21 protein-coding genes are annotated in these 20,387 nt (G+C 69.7%); 7 read left to right on the top strand and 14 right to left on the bottom strand.

All coding sequences use genetic code 11. The features are described 5' to 3' along the window. Positions 1–23: 23 nt before the first annotated feature. Both OG306_RS34780 and OG306_RS34775 read right to left on the bottom strand, forming a co-directional pair. Positions 24–707, bottom strand: a complete 684-nt coding sequence (locus OG306_RS34780; protein ID WP_266750255.1) for a hypothetical protein — start codon at positions 705–707, stop codon at positions 24–26. Positions 708–941: 234 nt separating this feature from the next. Then, complete coding sequence (locus tag OG306_RS34775; protein WP_266750254.1) at positions 942–1,874, bottom strand: hypothetical protein; 933 nt, start codon at positions 1,872–1,874, stop codon at positions 942–944. Positions 1,875–2,697: 823 nt separating this feature from the next. Here OG306_RS34775 and OG306_RS34770 point away from each other — a divergent pair. Together OG306_RS34770 and OG306_RS34765 are read left to right on the top strand one after the other, a co-directional pair. Further along, a complete protein-coding gene (locus OG306_RS34770) occupies positions 2,698–3,912 on the top strand; it encodes a helix-turn-helix domain-containing protein (RefSeq protein ID WP_266750252.1) in 1,215 nt (404 codons plus the stop codon). Positions 3,913–4,109: 197 nt separating this feature from the next. After that, positions 4,110–4,373: a hypothetical protein gene (locus OG306_RS34765; protein WP_266750251.1), complete on the top strand. Its 264-nt coding sequence runs from the start codon at positions 4,110–4,112 to the stop codon at positions 4,371–4,373. Positions 4,374–4,524: 151 nt separating this feature from the next. On the opposite strand, the gene OG306_RS34760 is transcribed toward OG306_RS34765, so the two are convergent. After that, on the bottom strand, positions 4,525–5,778 hold the full coding sequence (locus tag OG306_RS34760; protein ID WP_266904757.1) for a cytochrome P450: 1,254 nt from the start codon (positions 5,776–5,778) through the stop codon (positions 4,525–4,527). Between the two features lie 80 nt (positions 5,779–5,858). On the opposite strand from OG306_RS34760, the gene OG306_RS34755 reads away from it, so the two are divergent. After that, complete coding sequence (locus tag OG306_RS34755; protein ID WP_266750248.1) at positions 5,859–6,686, top strand: hypothetical protein; 828 nt, start codon at positions 5,859–5,861, stop codon at positions 6,684–6,686. A gap of 58 nt (positions 6,687–6,744) precedes the next feature. Further along, the gene (locus tag OG306_RS34750) at positions 6,745–8,820 is read left to right on the top strand and encodes an MDR family MFS transporter (protein ID WP_266750246.1); all 2,076 of its coding nucleotides are present in this window, start codon (positions 6,745–6,747) and stop codon (positions 8,818–8,820) included. A 113-nt stretch (positions 8,821–8,933) separates the two neighbouring features. On the opposite strand, the gene OG306_RS34745 is transcribed toward OG306_RS34750, so the two are convergent. The 4 genes from OG306_RS34745 to OG306_RS34730 form a co-directional block, all read right to left on the bottom strand. Further along, positions 8,934–9,383 (bottom strand): YchJ family protein, encoded by a 450-nt coding sequence (locus OG306_RS34745; protein ID WP_266750245.1) that lies wholly within the window; start codon positions 9,381–9,383, stop codon positions 8,934–8,936. Between the two features lie 69 nt (positions 9,384–9,452). Next, a complete protein-coding gene (locus OG306_RS34740) occupies positions 9,453–10,262 on the bottom strand; it encodes an SAM-dependent methyltransferase (protein WP_266750244.1) in 810 nt (269 codons plus the stop codon). A 134-nt stretch (positions 10,263–10,396) separates the two neighbouring features. After that, positions 10,397–10,633: a DUF397 domain-containing protein gene (locus OG306_RS34735; RefSeq protein WP_266750243.1), complete on the bottom strand. Its 237-nt coding sequence runs from the start codon at positions 10,631–10,633 to the stop codon at positions 10,397–10,399. Further along, positions 10,633–11,493: a helix-turn-helix domain-containing protein gene (locus OG306_RS34730; RefSeq protein ID WP_266750242.1), complete on the bottom strand. Its 861-nt coding sequence runs from the start codon at positions 11,491–11,493 to the stop codon at positions 10,633–10,635. The genes OG306_RS34735 and OG306_RS34730 overlap by 1 nt, the downstream gene beginning before the upstream one ends. A 207-nt stretch (positions 11,494–11,700) precedes the next feature. On the opposite strand from OG306_RS34730, the gene OG306_RS34725 reads away from it, so the two are divergent. Continuing rightward, positions 11,701–12,159, top strand: a complete 459-nt coding sequence (locus tag OG306_RS34725; protein ID WP_371666059.1) for an ATP-binding protein — start codon at positions 11,701–11,703, stop codon at positions 12,157–12,159. After that, entirely contained in the window at positions 12,153–12,593 is a 441-nt protein-coding gene (locus tag OG306_RS34720; RefSeq protein WP_266750239.1) for a hypothetical protein, read from the top strand. The genes OG306_RS34725 and OG306_RS34720 overlap by 7 nt, the downstream gene beginning before the upstream one ends. A gap of 79 nt (positions 12,594–12,672) precedes the next feature. On the opposite strand, the gene OG306_RS34715 is transcribed toward OG306_RS34720, so the two are convergent. The 7 genes from OG306_RS34715 to OG306_RS34685 all read right to left on the bottom strand — a co-directional run bounded on the left by OG306_RS34715 (position 12,673) and on the right by OG306_RS34685 (position 19,111). Then, complete coding sequence (locus OG306_RS34715; RefSeq protein ID WP_266750238.1) at positions 12,673–12,804, bottom strand: hypothetical protein; 132 nt, start codon at positions 12,802–12,804, stop codon at positions 12,673–12,675. Positions 12,805–12,961: 157 nt separating this feature from the next. Beyond that, a complete protein-coding gene (locus tag OG306_RS34710) occupies positions 12,962–14,308 on the bottom strand; it encodes a 6-phospho-beta-glucosidase (RefSeq protein ID WP_371666058.1) in 1,347 nt (448 codons plus the stop codon). Between the two features lie 172 nt (positions 14,309–14,480). Beyond that, the gene (locus OG306_RS34705) at positions 14,481–16,064 is read right to left on the bottom strand and encodes a cytochrome P450 (protein ID WP_371666057.1); all 1,584 of its coding nucleotides are present in this window, start codon (positions 16,062–16,064) and stop codon (positions 14,481–14,483) included. Positions 16,065–16,130: 66 nt separating this feature from the next. Continuing rightward, complete coding sequence (locus OG306_RS34700; protein WP_371666056.1) at positions 16,131–16,745, bottom strand: GTP-binding protein; 615 nt, start codon at positions 16,743–16,745, stop codon at positions 16,131–16,133. Further along, positions 16,726–17,097: a DUF742 domain-containing protein gene (locus tag OG306_RS34695; protein WP_371666055.1), complete on the bottom strand. Its 372-nt coding sequence runs from the start codon at positions 17,095–17,097 to the stop codon at positions 16,726–16,728. Before OG306_RS34695 ends, OG306_RS34700 begins: the two co-directional genes overlap by 20 nt. Next, entirely contained in the window at positions 17,094–17,501 is a 408-nt protein-coding gene (locus tag OG306_RS34690) for a roadblock/LC7 domain-containing protein (protein ID WP_266750231.1), read from the bottom strand. The genes OG306_RS34695 and OG306_RS34690 overlap by 4 nt, the downstream gene beginning before the upstream one ends. Continuing rightward, positions 17,498–19,111 carry a sensor histidine kinase gene (locus OG306_RS34685; RefSeq protein ID WP_266750229.1) on the bottom strand — a complete coding sequence of 538 codons (1,614 nt, stop codon included), beginning with the start codon at positions 19,109–19,111 and terminating at the stop codon, positions 17,498–17,500. The genes OG306_RS34690 and OG306_RS34685 overlap by 4 nt, the downstream gene beginning before the upstream one ends. A 372-nt stretch (positions 19,112–19,483) precedes the next feature. Here OG306_RS34685 and OG306_RS34680 point away from each other — a divergent pair, with 372 nt between their 5' ends. Beyond that, the gene (locus OG306_RS34680; RefSeq protein ID WP_266750228.1) at positions 19,484–20,377 is read left to right on the top strand and encodes an IclR family transcriptional regulator; all 894 of its coding nucleotides are present in this window, start codon (positions 19,484–19,486) and stop codon (positions 20,375–20,377) included. Positions 20,378–20,387: the final 10 nt, after the last annotated feature.

The following is a 20,387-nucleotide window of genomic DNA, read 5'->3' as shown; positions in this document are numbered from 1 at the left end:
CGGGAGATCGAGCGCGTGACCGGTCAGCTGTAGGTGATGACGGGCGAGACGCTGCCGCTCTTGACGGTGTAGGTGCCCTTGAAGGTCGCCGTCGCACCGACGATCCCGCAGCCGCCGCCCACCTTGTTGCTGATGGTCAGGGTGCGCGGGCCGGTCGCGGCGGGCGCGACGGCGAGGGTGCCGTTGGCGCCCCCGGCGGTCGGGTTGTTGTACTCACTGTCCACCGAGCCCGTCACCACGAAGGTGCAGGGGCCGAGAACGCTGGAACCGGAGACCGTGGCCTTGATGTTGTCGATGTATCCCTTGGTCAGACCGGTCTTGTTGGCACCGATGCCCGCCGTGTAGCCGCCCGGCGTATTGCCGTTGAGCCGCCACGGACCGTTGGCTCCGGAGGTCTCGCTGGTGACGGTCCACGTACTGCTGAACGGGCCGGTGCACGGCGCGTTGAACGTGGCCGTGGTGATCTGGGCGAGCACGGGCCCGGCGACGGGCGAGGCAGGGGCGTTGCCGTTCGCCGTGGCGGTTGCGCACTTGATCTGGTTGCCGACATTGTCGGTGAGGATGGTCTGGCCGGCGGTGCCGGTGAAGTTGCCCGTCGGCGTGATGTTCCAGGCCGCGGTGGGCCCGGCCATCGCCGAAGGGGCGGTCAGGGCGACCGCGGCGGCAGCGGCGGCAGCCGCTGTCAGGATGCTCGTCTTCTTACGCATAGAACTTCTCCCTTTTCCTGTCCCGTTGCTGAATCAGTGGGGGTGCGACGCAAAAAGAAAGGACAGTCACGACCCACCGTAGAATTTTCTCGAGGAGGTACTCCCGCCGATGTAGCGAGCGGGTTGCTGATTCGCCGGAAATCAGATACGCCCCCTCCTTTCTTTCGCTCCGCCCTTTCTTTCGCTCTGCATTCCGGTAGCGCGGCGCCTGCCGTGGCTGCGGAAAACCGGGCTCTACCGCGCGGCCGAGTGCCAGTACCGCGAGAACGCCTTGCCCTCGTCCGGGGCCAGGCCCGCCGGGTCGTACGGGCTCGCGAAGTACGTCGCGGTGTCGTTCAGCACGACGCTGTTCTTGCCCGCCGCCGAAGGCAGGCTGGTCTTCAGGTTGACCGCCCAGTCCAGCAGGCCGGCGCCACAGCCGCTGGCACCCGGCACCGCGTAGCCGGAGTCGCCCTGGTCGGCGCCGCCGAAGGTGTAACGCCCCATCTCACCGCTGTCACTGGGCGTCCCGTCGCCGGCGAACTGCTGGAGCGAGAGGGAGGGAACCGTCGTGTTCTGCGGCTTCAGCACGATCGGGTTCGAGGTGGTCCCGATGTAGCACTTGTCGCCGAGGAACGGGTTCCGCAGATGAACGCGGACCGGAATCGACAGGATCGGCTGGCCGGCGCCGAAGCTCGCGGCCATATTGAAGTCCCTCGGGGCACCGGCCGGTTCGATCGTAGCGGTCACCTTGTTGAGAGTGCTGTTGGTGATCTGGTTGCAGATTCCGGAGACGACGGGGATTCCGCTCGGGCACATGAGGCCGAGCAGACCACCCGGCAGATCCGCGGAGTCGGCGACGAGCGCGCCCTCCGCGGGGGCGACCAGCGACGTGGTGCCGTCGCTGTGCTGGATCACTCCGAGTTGGAGGTCGGTGTTGCCGGTCGACACCTGCGTATTGCCGAGTTTGATCGACCCGCCGGCCGAGTGCGAGGAGATGCAGGTCGCGATGTTCGTCACGCCGTCGGCCGCCAGCATGGCGGGCGCGTCCACCGGGCATCGGTCGAACGGCGCCCAGTGCCCGTTCAGTTGAGTGGCTGCGGTGGCTGTTCCGGTGGAGAGCACGGCGACGAACGCGGTACAGGCTGCCAGCAGCCCCACGCGCGCTCCGGTCGAAGCGATTCTCATGTCGTCCCCTCTTGACTGCCGTCCCGTTGGGCGGCGTCGTACATGGAGTTGGCCGGTTTCAACGCAGGCGGCATCGGCGCCAAGAGTGACTGCGTGCGTTGTGTGCGGGACTTTCTGGGGCACGGCTGCGTCGGTCGAACGCTGACGGCCCGGTTTCAGTAGTACGTCGCGGGTGGATCCGGAGCCGGAAGACCGAGCAGTGATTTCCCGGCGAATTGCATGCCTTAATTGGCCGAGCCGTGATGTTACTTGCGAGAAACACGGCGACACAATCCTGCCGGTTAAGATCTTTTGCGATACCCGGTTTTTGATCCAGAAATGAGCAGACGGACGCCGAGGGCTTGTCAACGAATGCGCATGCAGAGGCGCGAAGGGCGTGCTCGCGGGGTACGGGACACCATCCCGCAGAGGGAAGCCCGACCGGCGGCGGCGCCCGGCCGCGGGGAACCGGGGAGGCGGGCCCGGGACGGCGTGACCACACGCGAAGCCGTCGACAGCCGCTCCTGCCGGCCACCGATCCCGCCGTCCACCGCTCACCGACCGCCGACCGCTGCCCCGGGTTCACCGACGCCGGTCTTTTGTCGCCGAGAAACAAGCGGCCGAAATACATTGTCCGAAAGTGAGCACTGCCGCCCACCTGCGTCGAAGTCCACAATGCGGCCGAGATGCATGCCCCCTGCACTTCGATCTTGTACAAGTGGTGGGCAGCGCAGCTGACTTGGTCTATCTTCATCGCGAACTTGGTACGCACCTGCCGGTTGATGGGAGTGCTTTCCCCCCACCGCCTCACCCCCACCGGGCGCCGGAGAGCAAGGGGACAGACATGCCAGGACTTATACAGCTGTCGGACACCGGAGACCCGCTGGGCCCGCTACCGCAGGAATTCGCCGCAATCATGCGGCCCGAACTGCCGAGCCTGATCAAGGAAATCGGCGTCGAGGTCACCCGGGCCTATCCGGAATACGCGCGACTGCTCAACGGACCCAACGGTCAGGCCATTCGCGTCGGCGTGGAACAAAGCCTCGCGTCGTTCGTCGATCTGGTCGCCGAGCCCTCCACGTCCACCACGCTTCGCGACGACATGTGCCGTCGTTTCGGACGGTTCGAGGCCTATGAGGGCCGCACCATGGAAACGCTGCAGGGCGCCTATCGGCTCGGTGCCCGGGTGGCGCTGCGGCGGGTCAAGAAGGTCGGCCGGAGCTACAGTTTCTCGCCCACCCTGATGCTCAGCTTCGCCGACGCGCTGTTCGCCTACATCGACGAGCTGGAATCGCTGTCCCGTGAGGGTTTCCTCGAGGTGCAGTCGCAGTCCGGCGAGCAGAGCGAGGCCATGCGCCGGCGTCTGCTGCATCTGGTTCTCGCCGGGCGGCCGGTGCCGCGCAGCGCCATCGCCGAGCTCTGCGAGCAGACCGGCTGGGCGCTGCCGGAGGAGGTGACCCTGGTCGCCGCCCGAGCCCCGGCCGGACTGGACCGGGCCGGCCTGGGCCGCGATGTCCTGGTCGATCTCAGTGCCCCCCAGCCCCACTTACTCATTCCGGGCCCGCTCGACGAGGTGCGAAGACAGATGCTCGAACGCGCTCTTCTCGGCACCCGGGCCGCCATCGGGCTGACCGTCCCCACAGCGCTCGCCTCGGACTCGATCCGCTGGGCCCGCCGGGTCCTCGAACTCGTCGACGCCGGGATCATCGCGGACGCGCCGCTCGTTCTGTGCGAGGACCACCTCATCACGCTGTGGCTCCTGTCCGATCCGGCCCTCCTCGATCAACTCGCGCGGCGCGAGCTGGCTCCGATCGCCGGGATCAGTACCACTCGGCGCGAGCGGCTGACCGAAACGCTCCGCGTCTGGCTCGAAACCCGAGGGACAGCGGCCCATATGGGCGAGCTGCTCGATGTGCATCCTCAGACCGTCCGCTACCGGATGCGCAATCTGGAGACCATCTTCGGTGAACAACTGGTCGATCCCGAAAGCCGGTTCTCGACCGAGGCCGTACTACGGGCACTTCAGCTCCGTGAGCGCAGCACCGACGCGTCCCTCTAGCCACAGCACGTACGTCACGATGGGTCAACTTACCTACGGGTAAGGGGAAATGCCCGATCACTCCCAAACGGTTGCCACACGGAGACGTTCTCAACGAGAAACCCGGAACTGCGTCCCGTAGACATGGAGGAGTCGGCCGCCCACCCGGCGGCCGTACCGACGTCCACCTCCTGGCCGACCATCCGAGAGGGCCCCCCATGACCGCCTCCCACCTCCTCGTCCCCGTGCCGATCCCCGACCGGGTCGCCGCGCTGATCGGGTCCTGCATCCCGCCGTACATCCTGGAGACGGAGTTCGACGCCGAGTGCGCCGCGCGCGAGGTCCGCAGCTTCCGCGGCCCGCGGCTCTGCGCCGAGGACCAGGCCGACCGCGAGCAGGCACTCTCCGAGCTGGCGCGCGCCAACAAGATCCTGGCCGCCCACCACCCCCGGCTGACGGTGCGCCCCGGCAATTCCTGGTGACTCCGGCGCCCGTCTTGCGCAGGAGCGGGGCCTCGAAGCGAGCCGCACCGTCAAGAAGCCCGGCCCCGACCGACGCCGCACATGGTCCACGGCTCCGCGGACGACGTCCGTACGCGCGTCGGCCGACCCGTCCCCGGCCGGGGCGGACCGGTCAGCCGGCGACCGGGGTGAACCGCACCGGCAGCGACCGCGGGCCCCGGGTGAAGACACCGTGCTCCGATGGGGTGAAGCCGTCCGCGAGCCGCAGGTCCGGCATCGCGTCGAGCAGCTGGTTCACCCCCGTCTCCACCTCCGCCCTGGCCAGCAGCGCACCGACGCAGAAGTGCCTGCCGAGTGCGAACGCCAGGTGGTCGGCCGCCGCCGAGAACGCGGTGGTGCTGGTCAGGTCGGCGCGGAGGATGTCGAACCGGTCGGGCTCGCTGTAGCGCGATTCGTCGCGGTTGGCGGCGCCGATCAGGCAGGTGACGGTGGCGCCGGCCGGGACCGTACCGCCGCTGAGCTCCACCTCGGTCGCCGTCTGGCGCATGATCATGTGGACCGGCGGGGTGTGGCGCAGGGTCTCCGCGAAGGCCCGGTCGATCAGACTGCGGTCCTCCCGCACCGCCGCGAGCTGCTCGGGATGGGTGAGCAGATTGGCGAAGAGGGAGGCGATGGCCTTGTCGGTGGTCTCGCCGCCCGCCGCGAGCAGCAGACTGCAGAACGCCTTGATGTCCTCGTCGCTCATCCGCACCCCGTCGACCTCGGCGGCGCAGAGCGCGGAGAGCAGGTCGTCGCCGGGCGCGTTCCGGCGCTGCTGGATGATCGGGATCATGTACGCGGCGAACTCCTGGCGGGTCCGCTCACCGGCCGCCGCCACCTCGGGGTCGCCGGCCAGGTTGCCGAGGAAGGCGATGACGGTGGTGTACCAGCCGTGGAAGCGCTCGTGGCCGGCCCGGTCCAGGCCGAGCATGTCGGCGATGACGAGGACGGGGAACCGGGTCGCGAACGCGTCGACGAGATCGGCCTCGCCGGTGTGCCGGAAGGTGTCGATCAGTTCGCGTGCGTTGCGCTCGATGACCGGCAGGAACTTCTCCTGGAGGTCCGTGCCACGGAAGGCGGGGGCGACCAGCGCCCGGCGCACGGCGTGCTCCCGGCCGCTGAGCTGGAGGATCGTCCTGCCGTGGACCGGTTCGATCTGCCAGTCGTAGTTGTCGGTGGTGAACTCCCCCGCCTTGTCCTTGAAGACCCGCTCCACGTCCTCGTACCGGGAGACGATGTAACTGTTCGTGGCCGCGTGCCGGATCAGCGGGGCGCTCTCGCGCATGATCCGGTACGCCCCGTAGGGATCGGCCGCGAAGGCGGGCGAGAGAATGTCGGGCAGTGGCGACGCTTGCGATGCGGCCGACTCGTGCGGGGCAGACGTCATGACGCTCCAGGGTCGTGAACGGGCAACGCCGTCAAGGTTATTGACCAGCCGTCCACCTACACACCCCCTGGGAGAACACCATGCCCGCCGGCCCGCGCCCGTCCGTTCTCTACGTCACCGACCTCGCATACGAGGCACGCGGTCGCCGCTACTGCGACGAGGACATCCTTCTGACGTCCCGACTGCGCGAGGAGTTCGATATCGCGCTCTGTCACCCCCGGGACGCCGCGGCGCTGCTCGACGGGTTCGACGCGGTCGTCGTACGCAACAGTGGTCCGGTGCTGCACTACCAGGAGGCGTACGACGCCTTCCGCGCCCGTGCGCGGGAGCTGGGCGCACGGGTCTACAACCCGCTGCACGGCCGCGGCGACATGGCGGGCAAGCAGTATCTGGTCGATCTGAGCCGGGCCGGTTTTCCGGTGATCCCCACCGTGGACCGGGCCGCGGACCTGGGGCTGCTGCCCGAGGCCCCGGAGTACGTGGTCAAGCCGAAGCTGGGGGCGGACTCGGTCGGCCTGCGGTTCGTACGGGAGCCCGCGCTGCCGGAAGGTGCCGACGGCACGCTGCTCGTCCAGCCCCGGATCGACTTCCGCCACGAGGTGTCCTTCTACTTCATCGACCGTGACTTCCAGTACGCGCTGTACGCGCCGCGCCCGGACGAGCGGTGGGTGCTGGAGCCGTACGCGCCGAGCGCGGCGGATCTGGAGTTCGCCCGGAAGTTCGTGGAGTGGAACACCCTCGACCACGGAATCCAACGGGTCGACGCCTGCCGGACGGCTCGGGGCGAACTGCTGCTCGTGGAGCTGGAGGACCTCAATCCGTATCTCTCGCTGGACCGGGTGGCGGAGGCGGTGCGGGAGGCGTTCGTGGCCCGCATGAAGGCGTCCGTGCGGGATCTGCTGGCCTGACGCCCCGTCCGGCCGTCCCCCACATGCGCCGGCGCGGGGCCGGTGTGAGGGTGCAAGCGTGACCACTGCCAGCGAGACCGCCCCCGCCGCGCAGAGTGCCGCCGCGCCGCCCGTGCTCGATCCGCGCCGCCGGAACATCGTCTTCGCGACGATCGTACTGGGGATTCTGCTGGCCGCCCTGGACCAGACGATCGTCGGCACCGCACTGCCGACGATCGTCTCGGACCTCGGCGGTGCCGCCCACATGTCGTGGGTGGTCACCGCGTATCTGCTCGCCGAGACGGTGGCGACGGTCCTGGTCGGCAAGTTCGGCGACCTGTTCGGCCGGAAGATCATCTTCCAGCTGTCGGCGATCATCTTCATCACCGGCTCGTTCCTGTGCGGCTTCGCGACCAACATGACGCTGCTGATCGTCTGGCGCGGACTGCAGGGCATCGGCGCGGGCGGGCTGATGGTCACCTCGATGGCGTTGATCGCCGACGTGATCCCGTTGCGCGAGCGCGGCAAGTACCAGGGTGCGATCGGCGCGGTCTTCGGGGTGTCGACGGTGATCGGGCCACTGCTCGGCGGGCTCTTCACCGACCACCTGAGCTGGCGCTGGGCGTTCTACGTCAACGTGCCGATCGCGATCGTGGTGGTCGTCGCCGCCGCCCGGACGATCCCGTCGGTGAAGGCCGCCGGACGGCCGGTGATCGACTACCTGGGCATCGCGATGGTCACGGTCGGCGCAAGCGCCCTGATCCTGGCGACCAGCTGGGGCGGCAGCGCGTACGCGTGGGGGTCGCCCGTCATCCTCGGTCTCTTCGCGGGCGGCGCCGTGGCACTGGCCCTCTTCTGCCTGGTGGAGTTCCGGGCAGCGGAACCCATGCTGCCGATGCGGCTGTTCCGGAACCCGGTGTTCACCGTCTGCTCGATCCTGAGCTTCATCGTGGGCTTCGCGATGCTCGGCGCGATGATCTTCCTGCCGACGTATCTGCAGTACGTGGACGGGGACTCGGCGACCCTGTCGGGGGTGCGGACGCTGCCGATGGTCCTCGGGCTGCTGGTCGCCTCGATCTTCAGTGGCAACGTCGTCTCCAAGACCGGGCAGTACCGGATGTTCCCCATCGTGGGCTCGCTGATCATGGCGGTCGGACTGTTCCTGCTGTCCCGGATGGGTCCGGACAGTGGGGTGGGGCTGGAGTCCCTCTACATGCTGGTACTCGGTGTCGGCATCGGTCTGGCCATGCAGGTGCTGACGATCGCCGTGCAGAACACGGTCGACTACGCGGATCTGGGTACGGCGACGTCGGGTGTGACGTTCTTCCGTACGCTCGGCAGCTCCTTCGGCACCGCGGTCTTCGGCACGATCTACGCCAACGCGCTGAAGCCGAACCTGTCCGACGGCATCGCCGCGGCGGCGCGGGCGGGCGGCGACCCCGCGGTGCTGACGAAGGCCGCGCAGAGCCCGGCAGGGCTGCATGCCCTGCCCGCCGCGCAGTCCGCGCCGCTGGCCCAGGCGTACGCCGACACGCTGCACACCGTGTTCCTGTGGACGGTGCCGGTCGCGATCCTGGGGTTCGTCGTGGCGCTCTTCCTGAAGCAGGTGGAGCTGCGGGACACGGCGCGGGTCGGATCCACGGACATGGGCGAGGGCTTCGCCCAGCCCGGCGCCGGTGACTCGGCCAACGTTCTGGAATTCGCCGTGGCCAAGATCCTGCACGGAGCGGGTCCCGACACGGCCCGGCGGATCGTCGCGGCCTCGGACACCCGGCTGGACATGGCGGGGGCCTGGGCGGTGATGCAGGTGGAGCTGTTCACCCGCATGGTGGGCCATGCGGGTCTCGGCCTCATCGCGGCCCGGCACCGGGTCCCACCGGAGGTGCTGGTGCCCGTCTTCGACCGGATGATCGAGGAGGGCTATCTCACCGGCGACGGTCATCTGTTCACGCATACGGCCGCCGGGAGCCGGGAGGCCGCGGCGATCAACGACGCGTGGGCGCGGTGGCTCAATGAACGGCTGGACGAACACGGGGCCCGCCCGGACGACCGGCAGCTGCGAGCGGCGGTGGACCGGATCGCCAAGCAGCTGCTGGCGGAGGACCTGGCGCAGGAGCTCTCGCCGGAGAAGTCACGAGCGGGGGCCGCCGTCTGAAACGGGCGCCACCGCGCGACTGGGGTCTTTCGTTCGGATCGGGCCGGATCGGGGAGCGGGGTCGCGGCGCCGGGGCTCGCGAGCCCGGCACGATCCGCACGAGAGGTACCGGGTCAGTCGGCGAAGACCGCGGTCGCATACACCCAGGCGCCGTCGTGCCGGACGAAGCGGCTCTTCTCATGGAGCGATTCGGGCCGCCCGTTCACCGTGCAGTGCGCGCGGAAGGTGACCGTGCCCGTGGTGTGGAACGCGCTGCCGTCCGTCGTCTCCAGGATCTCCAGGCGCACCCACCGCGTCCCGGGATCGAAGTCGACGGCGGGCGGCCGGGTGTCGGGGTGCCAGGTGCGGAGCAGGTATGCCTCGTTCCGGACGACGAACGCGGCGTACCGGGAGCGCATCAGCGCCTCGCAGGTCGGCGCGGCAAGGGCCCCGGCGTGCAGGCGGCCGCAGCAGTCCGCGTAGGCGGCGGGCAGGCCGCACGGGCACGGCGATTCCGCGGTGATCGCGGAAGGCCGAGCTCCGGCGGTGGCTGAGCGCCTCGGTCGTGTGGTGCGTCGTGACATGCGTCCATTGTCACCCGCGGCCCGGCCGGCCGTGCGGACCGGGGTGCGGCGGCGGCAACCGGCCGGTGGTCAGGCCTTGCGGGCCACGCCGGCGTAGCCCGGGATCGGCTCGTCGCCGGCGACGTCGACGGGCTCGCCGAGTTCCGGGTGCCAGTCCGCGGAGAGCGAGACGCCCGGCTCGACGAGTTCGAGTCCGTCGAAGAACCTGCTGAATTCGGCGTGGGAACGCAGGCGCAGCGTCATCCCGCGGGCCTTGTACAGGGCGGACGCCTCCGCCGCGCTCTCCGGCGCGAAGTCCCCGGTGGTGTGCGAGAGCACCAGATAGCTGCCGGAGGCGAGCCGCTCGACCAGGCGGTCGACGAGTTCGGCCGCGCCGTCCTCGTCGTCCACGAAGTGCAGCAGAGCCAGCAGCGACAGCGCGATCGGCTTGTCGAAGTCGAGGACCTTGCCGGCCTGTTCCAGGATGACTTCCGGCTTGCGGGCATCGGCCTGGATGTACTCGGTGGCGCCCTGTGGGGTGGAGCGCAGCAAGGCCGCGGCGTGGGCGAGGACGATCGGGTCGTTGTCGCAGTAGACGATGCGGGAGTCCGGGGCGGTCCGCTGGGCGATCTGGTGGAGGTTCGGCTCGGTGGGTATGCCGGTGCCGATGTCGAGGAACTGGCGGATGCCGTTCTCGGCCAGCCACCGGGTGGCCCGGTGCATGAAGGCCCGGTTGACCCGGGCCATGTCGCGTCCCCTGGCGTCGAGGGCCAGCAGTTGCCGGGCCATCTGTTCGTCGACCGGGTAGTTGTCCTTGCCGCCGAGGAACCAGTCGTACATCCGGGCGGGATGCGGCTTGCTGGTGTCGATCTCGATGGCTTGAGGGTCTTGCCCGGTCATAGCGCTCTCCATGGGTTCATAGGCCGGCGAACAACAAGAGTGTGGGGCGGGACGGGCTCCGGCGCAGCGGATTCGGGTGAGAAGGCCGTCGATTCGGGCCGGAAGGCCGTGGATTCGGCCGAGGGGCAGTTGGTTCAGGTCAGAAGGAAGTCCGCCTGGCCGGACTTGGCGCCCTGGATGAAGGCGGCGATCTCACGCGGGGAGTAGATCAGGGCGGGGCCGTCGGGATCGGCGGACTGGCGTACGGCGACCCTGCCGTCGGACAGCTTCATGGCTTCGACGCAGTTGCCTCCGTTCCCACCGCTCCACGGCTTGTACCAGCCCTCGGAGCCGAGTTCGGCGGCCGGCATGCCGTTGTATATGGGATCCATCACAGCTCCTTGCGGAAGTCCCGGAGGATTTCCTTCGTGCGTTGTGCAGTTGCGGCCTGAGCCGCCATGCGGTCCATGACTTCGAGGTAGGAGGCCACCTCGGGGCGCGCGTCGAAGTAGACGGCTCCGGTCAGGTACTCGCTGTAGACCATGTCGGGGAGTTCGGGGACGCCGAAGCGGAAGAGGACGAAGGGGCCGTAGGTGCCGGGGTGGTGACCGGTGGAGAATTCCGCGATCTGCAGCGTCACATGGGGCATCCCGGTCGCTTCGAGCAGCCGGTCGATCTGTCCGCGCATGGTGTCGGCGCTGCCGACGGGACGGCGCAGCACCGTCTCGTCCATCACCACCCACAGCTTCGGGGAGTCCGGCCCGGCCAGCAGGGACTGACGCTGCATCCGCAGCGCCACATGGCGTTCGATGTCCTCGGGTCTGGCCTGGCCGACGGCTCCGCTGCGCATCACCGAGCGCGCGTAGTCCTCGGTCTGCAGCAGTCCGGGGACGAAGTGCGGCTCGTACATGCGCAGGAGGCTCGCGGCGCCCTCAAGGCTGACGTACATGCTGAACCAGTCGGGCAGCACATCGTGGTAGCGCTGCCACCAGCCGGGTCTATTGGCCTCCTCGGCAAGTTCCACGAAGGCGTCGGTCTCGGCGTCGGCGATCCCGTACGCCTTCAGCAGGAGCTGGACGTAGGGGATCTTGAGAGCGACCTCGGCGGTCTCCATCCTGCGTATCGTCGCAGGTGCGACCCGCAGCACCTTGGCAGCCTGGTCACGGTTCAGGCCGGCGCGCTCCCGCAGATCCTGCAGGCGCTTGCCGAGAACGACCTGACCCACGGTCGGGGCGGACCGCGGTTCGCTCACTTCAGACCTCCCGATGCGCTGTTTGGCAGCAGTGTGCCATGCGCGGGCCGCCCACGACACAACCACTCTGAATTTTTCAGAGTGCCCCTTGCCAAGTGTTCCCGACAGGGGGAGAGTTGGTGAGTGAACCAGTTCACGCAGTCACGTCCGCCCCTATTCGCATGGGATGGCGGAGTGTGACGCAGCCCCCACTGTGAGGAATCGGTTGTGGCACCTGGCAGTGCGCTCATCCCCCGGCTCATGGATCTCAGACCCGGCACGGAGGCGCTTCGGTACTGCTTCACGCTGCCCGCGCACCCGGAGTCGGTGGCCGGCGCACGGCGGCTGACGCGGGCCAGGCTCGACGAGTGGCGGCTGGACGACGACGCGCACGAGGCGGCGGTCCTGATCGTCTCGGAGCTGTTCACCAACGCGGTGGTCCACACGATGAGCGCGCGCGTCGTGTGCGAGCTGCGCTGCCTGGACGGACGGCTGCGGATAGCCGTACAGGACCAAGGGCACCAGCCCGGCGGGCCACAGCTGTGCCGCACCGCCGACGACGAGCACGGACGCGGCCTGCTGCTCGTGGACGCGATGAGCAGTTCCTGGGGTTCCCATGGCGCGGGCAACGGCTCGGGACGCATCGTCTGGGCAGAACTACCGCACGGCACGGAGCAGTCATGCTGAAGAACGCGATGTCCCATCTGCTCGGAGCGCGGCGCTCCCACGAGCCCCGGCGCGCCATCGACTCGGACATGGTGCAGTTGCCGCTGCCGCCCGCGCTGTCGGCAAGCCTGGGCTGCGACGCGGTGGGGGTTCCGGCACGGTACGGCTTCCGGCTGATGTCTCATCTGCCGCGCACCGGCTGCGTGTTCGCGGACGCCGACCGCTGGTGGTGGATCGTGCCCTCGGGTTCCGACCTCGATCTGGACTGGCCCCCGCAAGTCGCCTACGCGAAAGGGGCGTTCGTTGCGGCAGTACAGCCCCGGCTGATCCACCAGCCCGACAACCGCACGCCGTACACGCCGCCGATCCCACTTTTCCTGATGGCTTGTCAGGTCACTGGCGTCACACCGTCGTGGGCACCGTCCGGTGGTGCCCGCGCGGTCTCCGCTCCCTGACGCGGCCCGGTCCGCTCCCGGCCGCGTCAGGGAGAGAGGGGGCGGGGTTCTTTCAGGAAACCCCGCCCCCTCCCCTCGCTCACTTACGAAAGGTCAGCCAGTCGACCGCGGCGACCTGCCGGCCGCCCGCCGCGAGGAGATGGACGTCGTGCGTGCCGGTGACGGCGCGCAGCAGCTTCTCGACCTGCCGGGCGTCTTCCTGACGCCGCATCTGGCGGGTTTCGCTCGGCCATGAGCCGGAGCGGCTCGGGAGCGCGGCGGTGGACGAGGTGGAACGGCTGGTCTCGGGGCTGCGATTCGCTCGCGCCGTACACAGGGAAGAGCTCGCGCACAGCGGTTGACCGGCCGCTCTCATCGCCGGACCGGCTCTAAGGGCGGTTCAGATGGGCCAGTTGGGGATGGGCCTTCAGATACCCGTCGAGGAGACGGCCGGCCACCGTCACCGAGTCGACCAGCGGGTGCAGCGCGAAGGCCTTCACGGCGGCGGCCCGCGAGCCGCTCTCCGCCGCGTCCAGCACCGCGCGTTCGACGGCCTTGACCGCGGTGACCAGACCGACGGCGTGGTACGGAAGCGGGTCGACGGCGACGGGACGGGCGCCGTTCGCGTCGACGAGGCACGGCACCTCGATGACGGCGTCCGCGTCGAGCACGGAAAGCGTCGTGCGGTTGCGGACGTTGAGGATCAGCGAGGTCCGTTCGTTGCGGGCGACGGCCCGCATGAGGGCGAGCGCCACCTTCTCATAGCCGCCGGACTCCAGATCGCTCTCGTCCCGCTCGCCGACCCCGGCGACCTCCCGGTTCTCCGACATGTAGGTGGCTTCGCGTTCGGCGCGGGTGCGGTCCCAGGCCCGCAGCGCGGGGACGGCGGGGTCCTTCATCCGGGCGTAGAACCCCTCCTGCTGCTCGCGGAGGAAGGCGCCGCGGGTCTGCTCGGCGTCCTGGTAGGCGCGCACGGCCTCCCGGTTGAAGTAGTAGTAGTGCAGATACTCGTTGGGGACGGCACCCAGCGACCGCAGCCAGTCGGCGCCGAACAGCCGGCCCTCCTCGAAGGAGCCGAGCAGTTCCGGGTGCGCCAGCAGGCGCGGGAGTTCGTCGCGGCCGTCGACACGCAGTGCGCGGACCCAGCCCAGGTGGTTGAGGCCGACGTAGTCGATCCGGGCCCGGTCGGGGTCGGCGCCGAGCACCCGGGCGATCCGGCGGCCGAGGCCCACCGGGGAGTCGCAGATGCCGATCACCCGGTCACCCAGGTGGCGGGACATGGCCTCGGTCACCAGGCCCGCCGGATTGGTGAAGTTGATGACCCAGGCATTCGGGGCGAGCCGCGCGACGCGCCGCGCGAGGTCGACGGCGACGGGCACGGTGCGCAGCCCGTACGCGATGCCGCCCGCGCCGACCGTCTCCTGGCCGAGTACGCCTTCGTCGAGGGCGACCCGTTCGTCGGCCGCCCGGCCCGCGAGGCCGCCGACGCGGATCGCCGAGAAGACGAAGTCGGCGCCGCGCAGTGCCTCGTCGAGGTCGGTGGTGGCGTTGACGGCGGGGGCGTCCGGGACGGTCGCGGCCTGGTCGGCGAGCACCCGGGCCACGGCGGTGAGCCGGTCGGCGTCGGTGTCGTAGAGGGTGACCGCGGTGACACGGCCCTCGGCGTGATCGGCGAGCAGCGCCCCGTACACGAGTGGAACCCGGAATCCGCCGCCGCCCAGAATTGTCAGCTTCACGCTTCCGCATCGTACGGGGCCGGGTCCGGACGGGGCCCGAGTGACTCCGGTCGGCGGCTGCCACCCGGCACGCACGGCACCCGGCCCGGTGGCCGGGAACCCGCGGGTGCACGGGTTCCCGGCCACCGGGCCGTTGATCGGTCTCGTCTCCGTCGCGGCGGACGGATCGGGGTCAGTCGCCGCTCCACCAGCGCGAAACGGCACGCCACAGCCGCGCCGGTGCGGTCTCGCCCCGCTGCTGCGGAATGCGCCCGGCGGCGGGCTGTCCGGCGGACTCCCCGACAGGGGTGCCTCCGGGCTCGCCGGCAGCCGACGCCGCGGGCGTCGCACCCGCCCCCGTGCCCATGACGGCAGGGGCCGGAGCGGGGGCGCGGCCGGGTGTGGGGGCGGTGTGCCGGACCGTCGGCTGGACCTCCCCGTCCTGGCGCTGCGGGTTCGGCCTTCCCATCGACGGCGGTTCCTTGTCGTCCTGCGGTGGACGCGCGGCGAAGTCCGCCGGGAGCTCCACCAGATGCCGGCCCATGAAGTTCCCGATCCAGCTCAGCTCGCTCTCTTCGACCGCGAGTTCGAGGTCCGGGAGGCGCATCAGCAGGGCGTCGACGCCGACGTCGGCGATGGCGCGTCCGATGTCCTGCCCGGGGCATTCGTGGGGGCCGCCGCTGAACGCGAGGTGGGCGCGGTTGCCCTCCATGTCGGCCTTGAGGTCGGGCCGTACGACGGGATCGGTGTTGGCCGGTGCGATGCCGACGATCAGGGCGTCACCCGCCTTGATCTGCTGACCGCCGAGTTCCGTGTCGCCGACCGCCCAGCGACCGAAGACCGCGGTGAACGGCGGCTCGTCCCACAGCGTCTGCTCGACCGCTTCGGGCACCGTCATGTGACCGCCGCTGAGCCGGGCCCGGAAGCGGGGGTCGGTGAGCACCATCCGCAGGACGTTGGCGATCAGGTTGGCGGTCGCCTCGTACGAGGCGATGAGGACCAGCCGCAGATGCTCGCTGACCTCCTGGTCGGTCATCCCCGCCGGATGCTCGACGAGCCAGGTGGCGAAGTCGTCCGCGGGTTCGCGCCGGCGGCGCCGGACGAGCCGGGTCAGCGCTTCGACGACGTACGCGTTGCTCGCGACGGCGGTCGCCGTGCCCCGGGTCATGTCGCGGGCGGCCTGGACCATCCGGTCGTTGTACTCCTCGGGCATGCCGAGGATCGCGCACATCACCATCATCGGCAGCCGCTCGGCGAACTGGCTGACCAGGTCGACGCGGCCTTCCTGGCAGAAGTCGTTGACGAGCCGGTTGCTGTAGCGGTTGACGTGGCGGCGCACCCCGCGGGTGTCGATGCGGCCCATGCTGTCGGTGACCGCGCCGCGCTGGCGCTCGTGGGTGGCGCCGTCGGCGAAGACACAGATCGGCTGCCAGGTGAAGATCGGGGCGAGCGGGTGGTCCGGGGCGACGGTGCCGTCCTGCAGGGCCCGCCACCGCCGCGAGTCGCGGGAGAACTGCGAGGGGGTCCGGGTCATGTGCAGGTTCTCGCTGTGGCCGAGGACCAGCCAGGCCGGCACGTCCCCGTGCAGCAGGACGGGGGCCACGCTGCCGTGTTCGGCGCGCAGCTTGTCGTACAGCCCGTTGGGGTCCCGCTCGGCCTCCGGGCCGTAGATCCGGCGTAGCCCGCCGGGGCCGATACCGAGGCCGTGGGCCGGGCACTCGGGGGGCGGAACCGGCCCCCGGGCCGCTCGGGGCTCGTAGTGGAAGGGGGTTGTCACGATCGCTCCAGGGATCAGGATTCCAAGGACCAGACGGATGGGACGCGCGGGGGGTGGGTACTGCGGTCAGGCGAACGGGAGGGCCAGACTGTGCAGATAGCGCATCAGCGTCATCAGTACGTCGCGGCTGGAGGCGCGCAGCCGGGCGTCGCAGTCGATCAACGGAACCTCTTCGGGAAGGTCGAGGGCGCTGCGCAGCGCCTCGACCGGGTGTTTCGGGGCGTCGGGGAAGGTGTTGACGGCGACGACGAACGGGACGCCGCGTTCCTCCAGCCGTCCGATGACGTCGAAGCTGACTTCGAGGCGGCGGGTGTCGATGAGGACCACCGCGCCGAGGGCGCCTTCGAACAGGCCGTTCCACAGGAACCAGAACCTTTCCTGGCCCGGGGTGCCGAACAGATAGAGGATCAGTTCCTCACTGATGGAGATCCGGCCGAAGTCCATGGCGACGGTGGTGGCGGTCTTGCTCTCCACCCCGAAGTTGTCGTCCACGCCGACACCGGCCTGGGTCATGGTCTCTTCGGTGGTCAGTGGCCGGATCTCGCTGACGGATCCGACCATGGTCGTCTTGCCGACCCCGAACCCGCCGACGATCACGACCTTCACCGCGGCGGTCGCCGTGGTGGGAAGGACGTCCTCGCGCCGGGGGCCGGTGATCGTGTCAGAGCTTCTGAAGTCCATGCATCACCGCTTCGAGAAGGGACCTGTCCGGGAGGGTGGCGCGGACGATGGGCGCGCGCGATTCGATGAGGTCGGCCGCGAGGAGTTCCGTGAGGAGCGATGTCACCACGCTGAAGGGCAGACCGAGGTACGCCGAGATCTCGGCAACGGATAAGGGCGCCTGGCAGAGCCGCAGGATCACGGCCTGCTCGGGCTGGACCGTCGGCGTCGGCCGGGCCTTCGCGACGACCATCGTGACCAGGTCGAGCGGCGCCCGCTCGCTGCCGTCGGGATCGCCGGTGATCACGTACAGCCGTTCCGGATCGCTCAGTGCCGGATCGGCCTCTCGGCATTCTCGTCGGGGAGAATTCATCCGGCCTGCCCGTCATGGCGCGGAGGGCTCGTCAGGTGGGCGCCGATCCTGACGACCATGTCGCGCATCCGTGACCCGACGAGCCCCGCGTCGACCGTCTCACCGGCCAGCACGGCCAGGTAGGCGCCCGTTCCAGCCGCCATCAAGTAGAAGAATCCGCCGGTGACTTCGATGACGACCAGGCGCATCAGGCCGTCGCTGCAAGGGATTTCGGAGGCGACGGCGGCGGCCAGGCTCTGCAGTCCGGCGCAGGCCGCCGCGAGGCGGTCGGCGACATCGGGATCGCCGCCGTGCCGGGCGATGCGCAGGCCGTCGGCGGAGAGCACCACGATCTGGTGAATGTCGGGCACGTCGTCGGCCAGTTCCTTGAGCATCCAGTCCATATTTCCCCGCTGCTGGATCACTTCAGGTCTCCCTTGTCCCAGGAATCGTCAGAGTCTTCGTCGGTCTTCGGGTCCTGCGGCACGCCGTTGACGGCGTTGGTGAAGGCCTCCAGCCAGAGTCCGGGGGGCTGTTCCCTGCCGCTGTCGGTCCCGCCGTGGCCGTTGGCGTGGCCGTTGCGCTGTCCTGCGGTGGGGTTGACGGGCTGTGCGGGGAGGTTGTGCGAGCCCAGGGGGGCGCGGCCGCGGCTGCGGCGTTGCGGGAGCCCTCCGGCGGTCCACTCGGTCACCACGGGGACGTCGTCCTCCATGGTGGTCGCGGGGAGCACAGGCCGGGTGACGGGTGCGACGGGTGCGACGGGTCCGGTGGCGGGGCGCTGGGCCACGGGGCGGGGCTTGCGGCGGGGCGGCACGACGTGCTTCATCGCCTCCTGGTCGATGTCGCTGGTGGGCCTCGACGTGGCGCCGATGCCGTGGGCGATACCGGGAGCGGGGCCGGTGGTGATCATCGCGCGGGGCACGATGAGCACGGCGCGGACACCGCCGTAGGCGGACTGCCGCAGCGAGACCTGGAGGTCGTACATCCGCGCGAGCCGTCCGACGACGGCCATGCCGAGCCGGGGGGACTCGCCGAGGTCGTTCATGTTGGAGCCGGCCTGGGCCCGGGCGAGCATGTTCTCGGCCCGTGACCGGGCCTCCTCGCTGAGCGAGACGCCGCCGTCCTCGATCTCGATGGCGATGCCGGTCTGCACCTCGACGGCGGTGACGTGCACCCGGGTCTGCGGCGGCGAGTAGCGCGTGGCGTTGTCGAGGAGTTCGGCACAGGCGTGGATGAGCGGCTCGACGGCCGTGCCGATGACGGCGACCTTGGCGATCGAGTGCAGATCGATCCGCGGGTACTCCAGGATGCGCGACATGGCGCCGCGCAGCACGCTGAACAACGGTACGGGCTTGGGCCACTGGCGGCTGGGACGGGCACCGCCGAGAACCGCGATGGAGTCGGCGAGACGGCCGATCAGCGCGGTGCCGTGGTCGATGCGGAGCAGGTCGTCGAAGACGTCGGGGTTGCGCCCGTGGTGCTCCTCCATCTCCCGCAGTTCACTCGCCTGGCGGTGGACGATCGCCTGGACGCGCCGGGCGACGTTGACGAAGGCGCGCTGCGCGGAGTCGCGCATCGCCTCTTCGTTGTCGATGATGTTCAGCACCGTGTAGACGAGGGTGCGTTGGGCGTCGGGGAGGTCGCGGTACGCCTCGTCCGCGTCGACGACGTCCCGGAGCACCTCTTCGGGTGAATTGCCGACCCGTAGCCGGTGAATGGCGGCCGGCAGGAGCTCCTTGCTGATCCGCACGGTCTCGTCGTCGTGGGTGGCGATGCGCCGTTCCAGGTCGGCGAAGCGCCGTTCGTACGCTGCGCGCTGGGCGCGCATATCGCGTGTCCGGCGGGCGAGTCGAACGGTGAGTGCGGTGACCACGACGGTGGCGAGCGCGCCGCACCAGACAACTGGTATCCGCGCGGCCGCGGAAACCAGCGCCACCCCGGCGGCGGTTGCGCCGCCCATCAGAAGCACGGGCAGCAACATGGCGCGGACGACCGGGATTTCTCGTTCGATCGGCGGTGATTCAACACGAACCATCTAAAACCTCTGGCGGTTGATTCGGGAGGTAAACGCGCTTGCAGGACATCCAGGAACAAGCGCTCGAATTCGTCGCAACTCGACTTCGCTGCGCGTGAGCTTAGTCAGATCGAATCAGGGCTTCGGCACATTCACCCAACCCCCTGCGCGAGCGCTCACGCGGTAATACACTCACGAGTTTTTGCACGCACCGCCTTCACGCGTGCACAGAAAGTGACGGTCAAGGGACATCCGCAATCCGGGACACCTGTCGTCCCGCAGTGCGGGACACTTTCGCGGTCATTCCGAGAGTTGGCCCCTGCGCCATGACAGCCGTCCCACAAGGAGGGACGCGCGCACATGTGATCGAAGCGGATCGAAAGGAGCGCATTGATGACCGAAGGACGGATGTACGGCAAGGTCGCCACAGCGACGGGCGGTGCGGGCGGTGCCGACGGTGCGGGCAGTGCGGGCAGTGCGGGCAGTGCGGAAGATACGGCCGGCGCAGGAGGCACGGAGGATTCGAGCGGTACGGGGCCGGCGCGCGGCTACACCATCGAGTCGCTGGACACCGGACTGCGGCTGCTGCGGCTGTTCCTGACGCATGACACGCTGACCGTCTCCGAGGCGGCCGGGCTGCTCTCCATCGGGCGGTCCACCGCCCACCGGGTACTCAGCACCCTCGAAGGACGCGGCTTCGCGGTCCGGGAATCCTCCGGGCGTGGCTACTCGGCAGGTCCGGAGCTGGAGCGGCTCGGGCGTCCGGCGGGCTTCGGCACGGCCGTCCGCGAACAGCTCGGAGCCGTACTGGACGACGCGCTACGGCGCACCGGCGAGACGGTGCAGAGCGCGGCGCTCATCGGCGACCGGATCCTGGTCACCGACGGCCGCGAGTCGCCGCACCCGGTCCGGGTGATGCCGGAGAGGGGCCGTACGCACCCCGCCCACGCCACCGCCGGCGGCAAAATGTTGCTCTCCGGGATGACATCGGAAGAACTCCACGCCCTCTATCCGCAGGAGGAACTTCCCGAGGTCACGCCGAACACCCTCACCTCACGGTCCGCACTGTTCGCGGAGCTCGACGCGATCCGCTCCCGCGGATACGCCCTCAGCCGCGGGGAGTCGGTCCCGGGCCTGCACGCCGTGGCCGTTGCGCCGGCCGCGTCGAGCCGCCGGGACCGGCTCGCCCTGATGGCCTCGGTACCCGCCGACCGCGGCGACGACGCGGCGCTCGCCCGCCTGGTCGGCGAACTGCGCCGGTCGGCCGCCTTGTTCGGCCCGGCCTGATGCCGGCCGG

The sequence above is a fragment of the Streptomyces sp. NBC_01241 genome (assembly GCF_041435435.1).
Lineage (GTDB): Bacteria > Actinomycetota > Actinomycetes > Streptomycetales > Streptomycetaceae > Streptomyces.
This window is presented reverse-complemented; position numbering and strand designations above follow the sequence as displayed.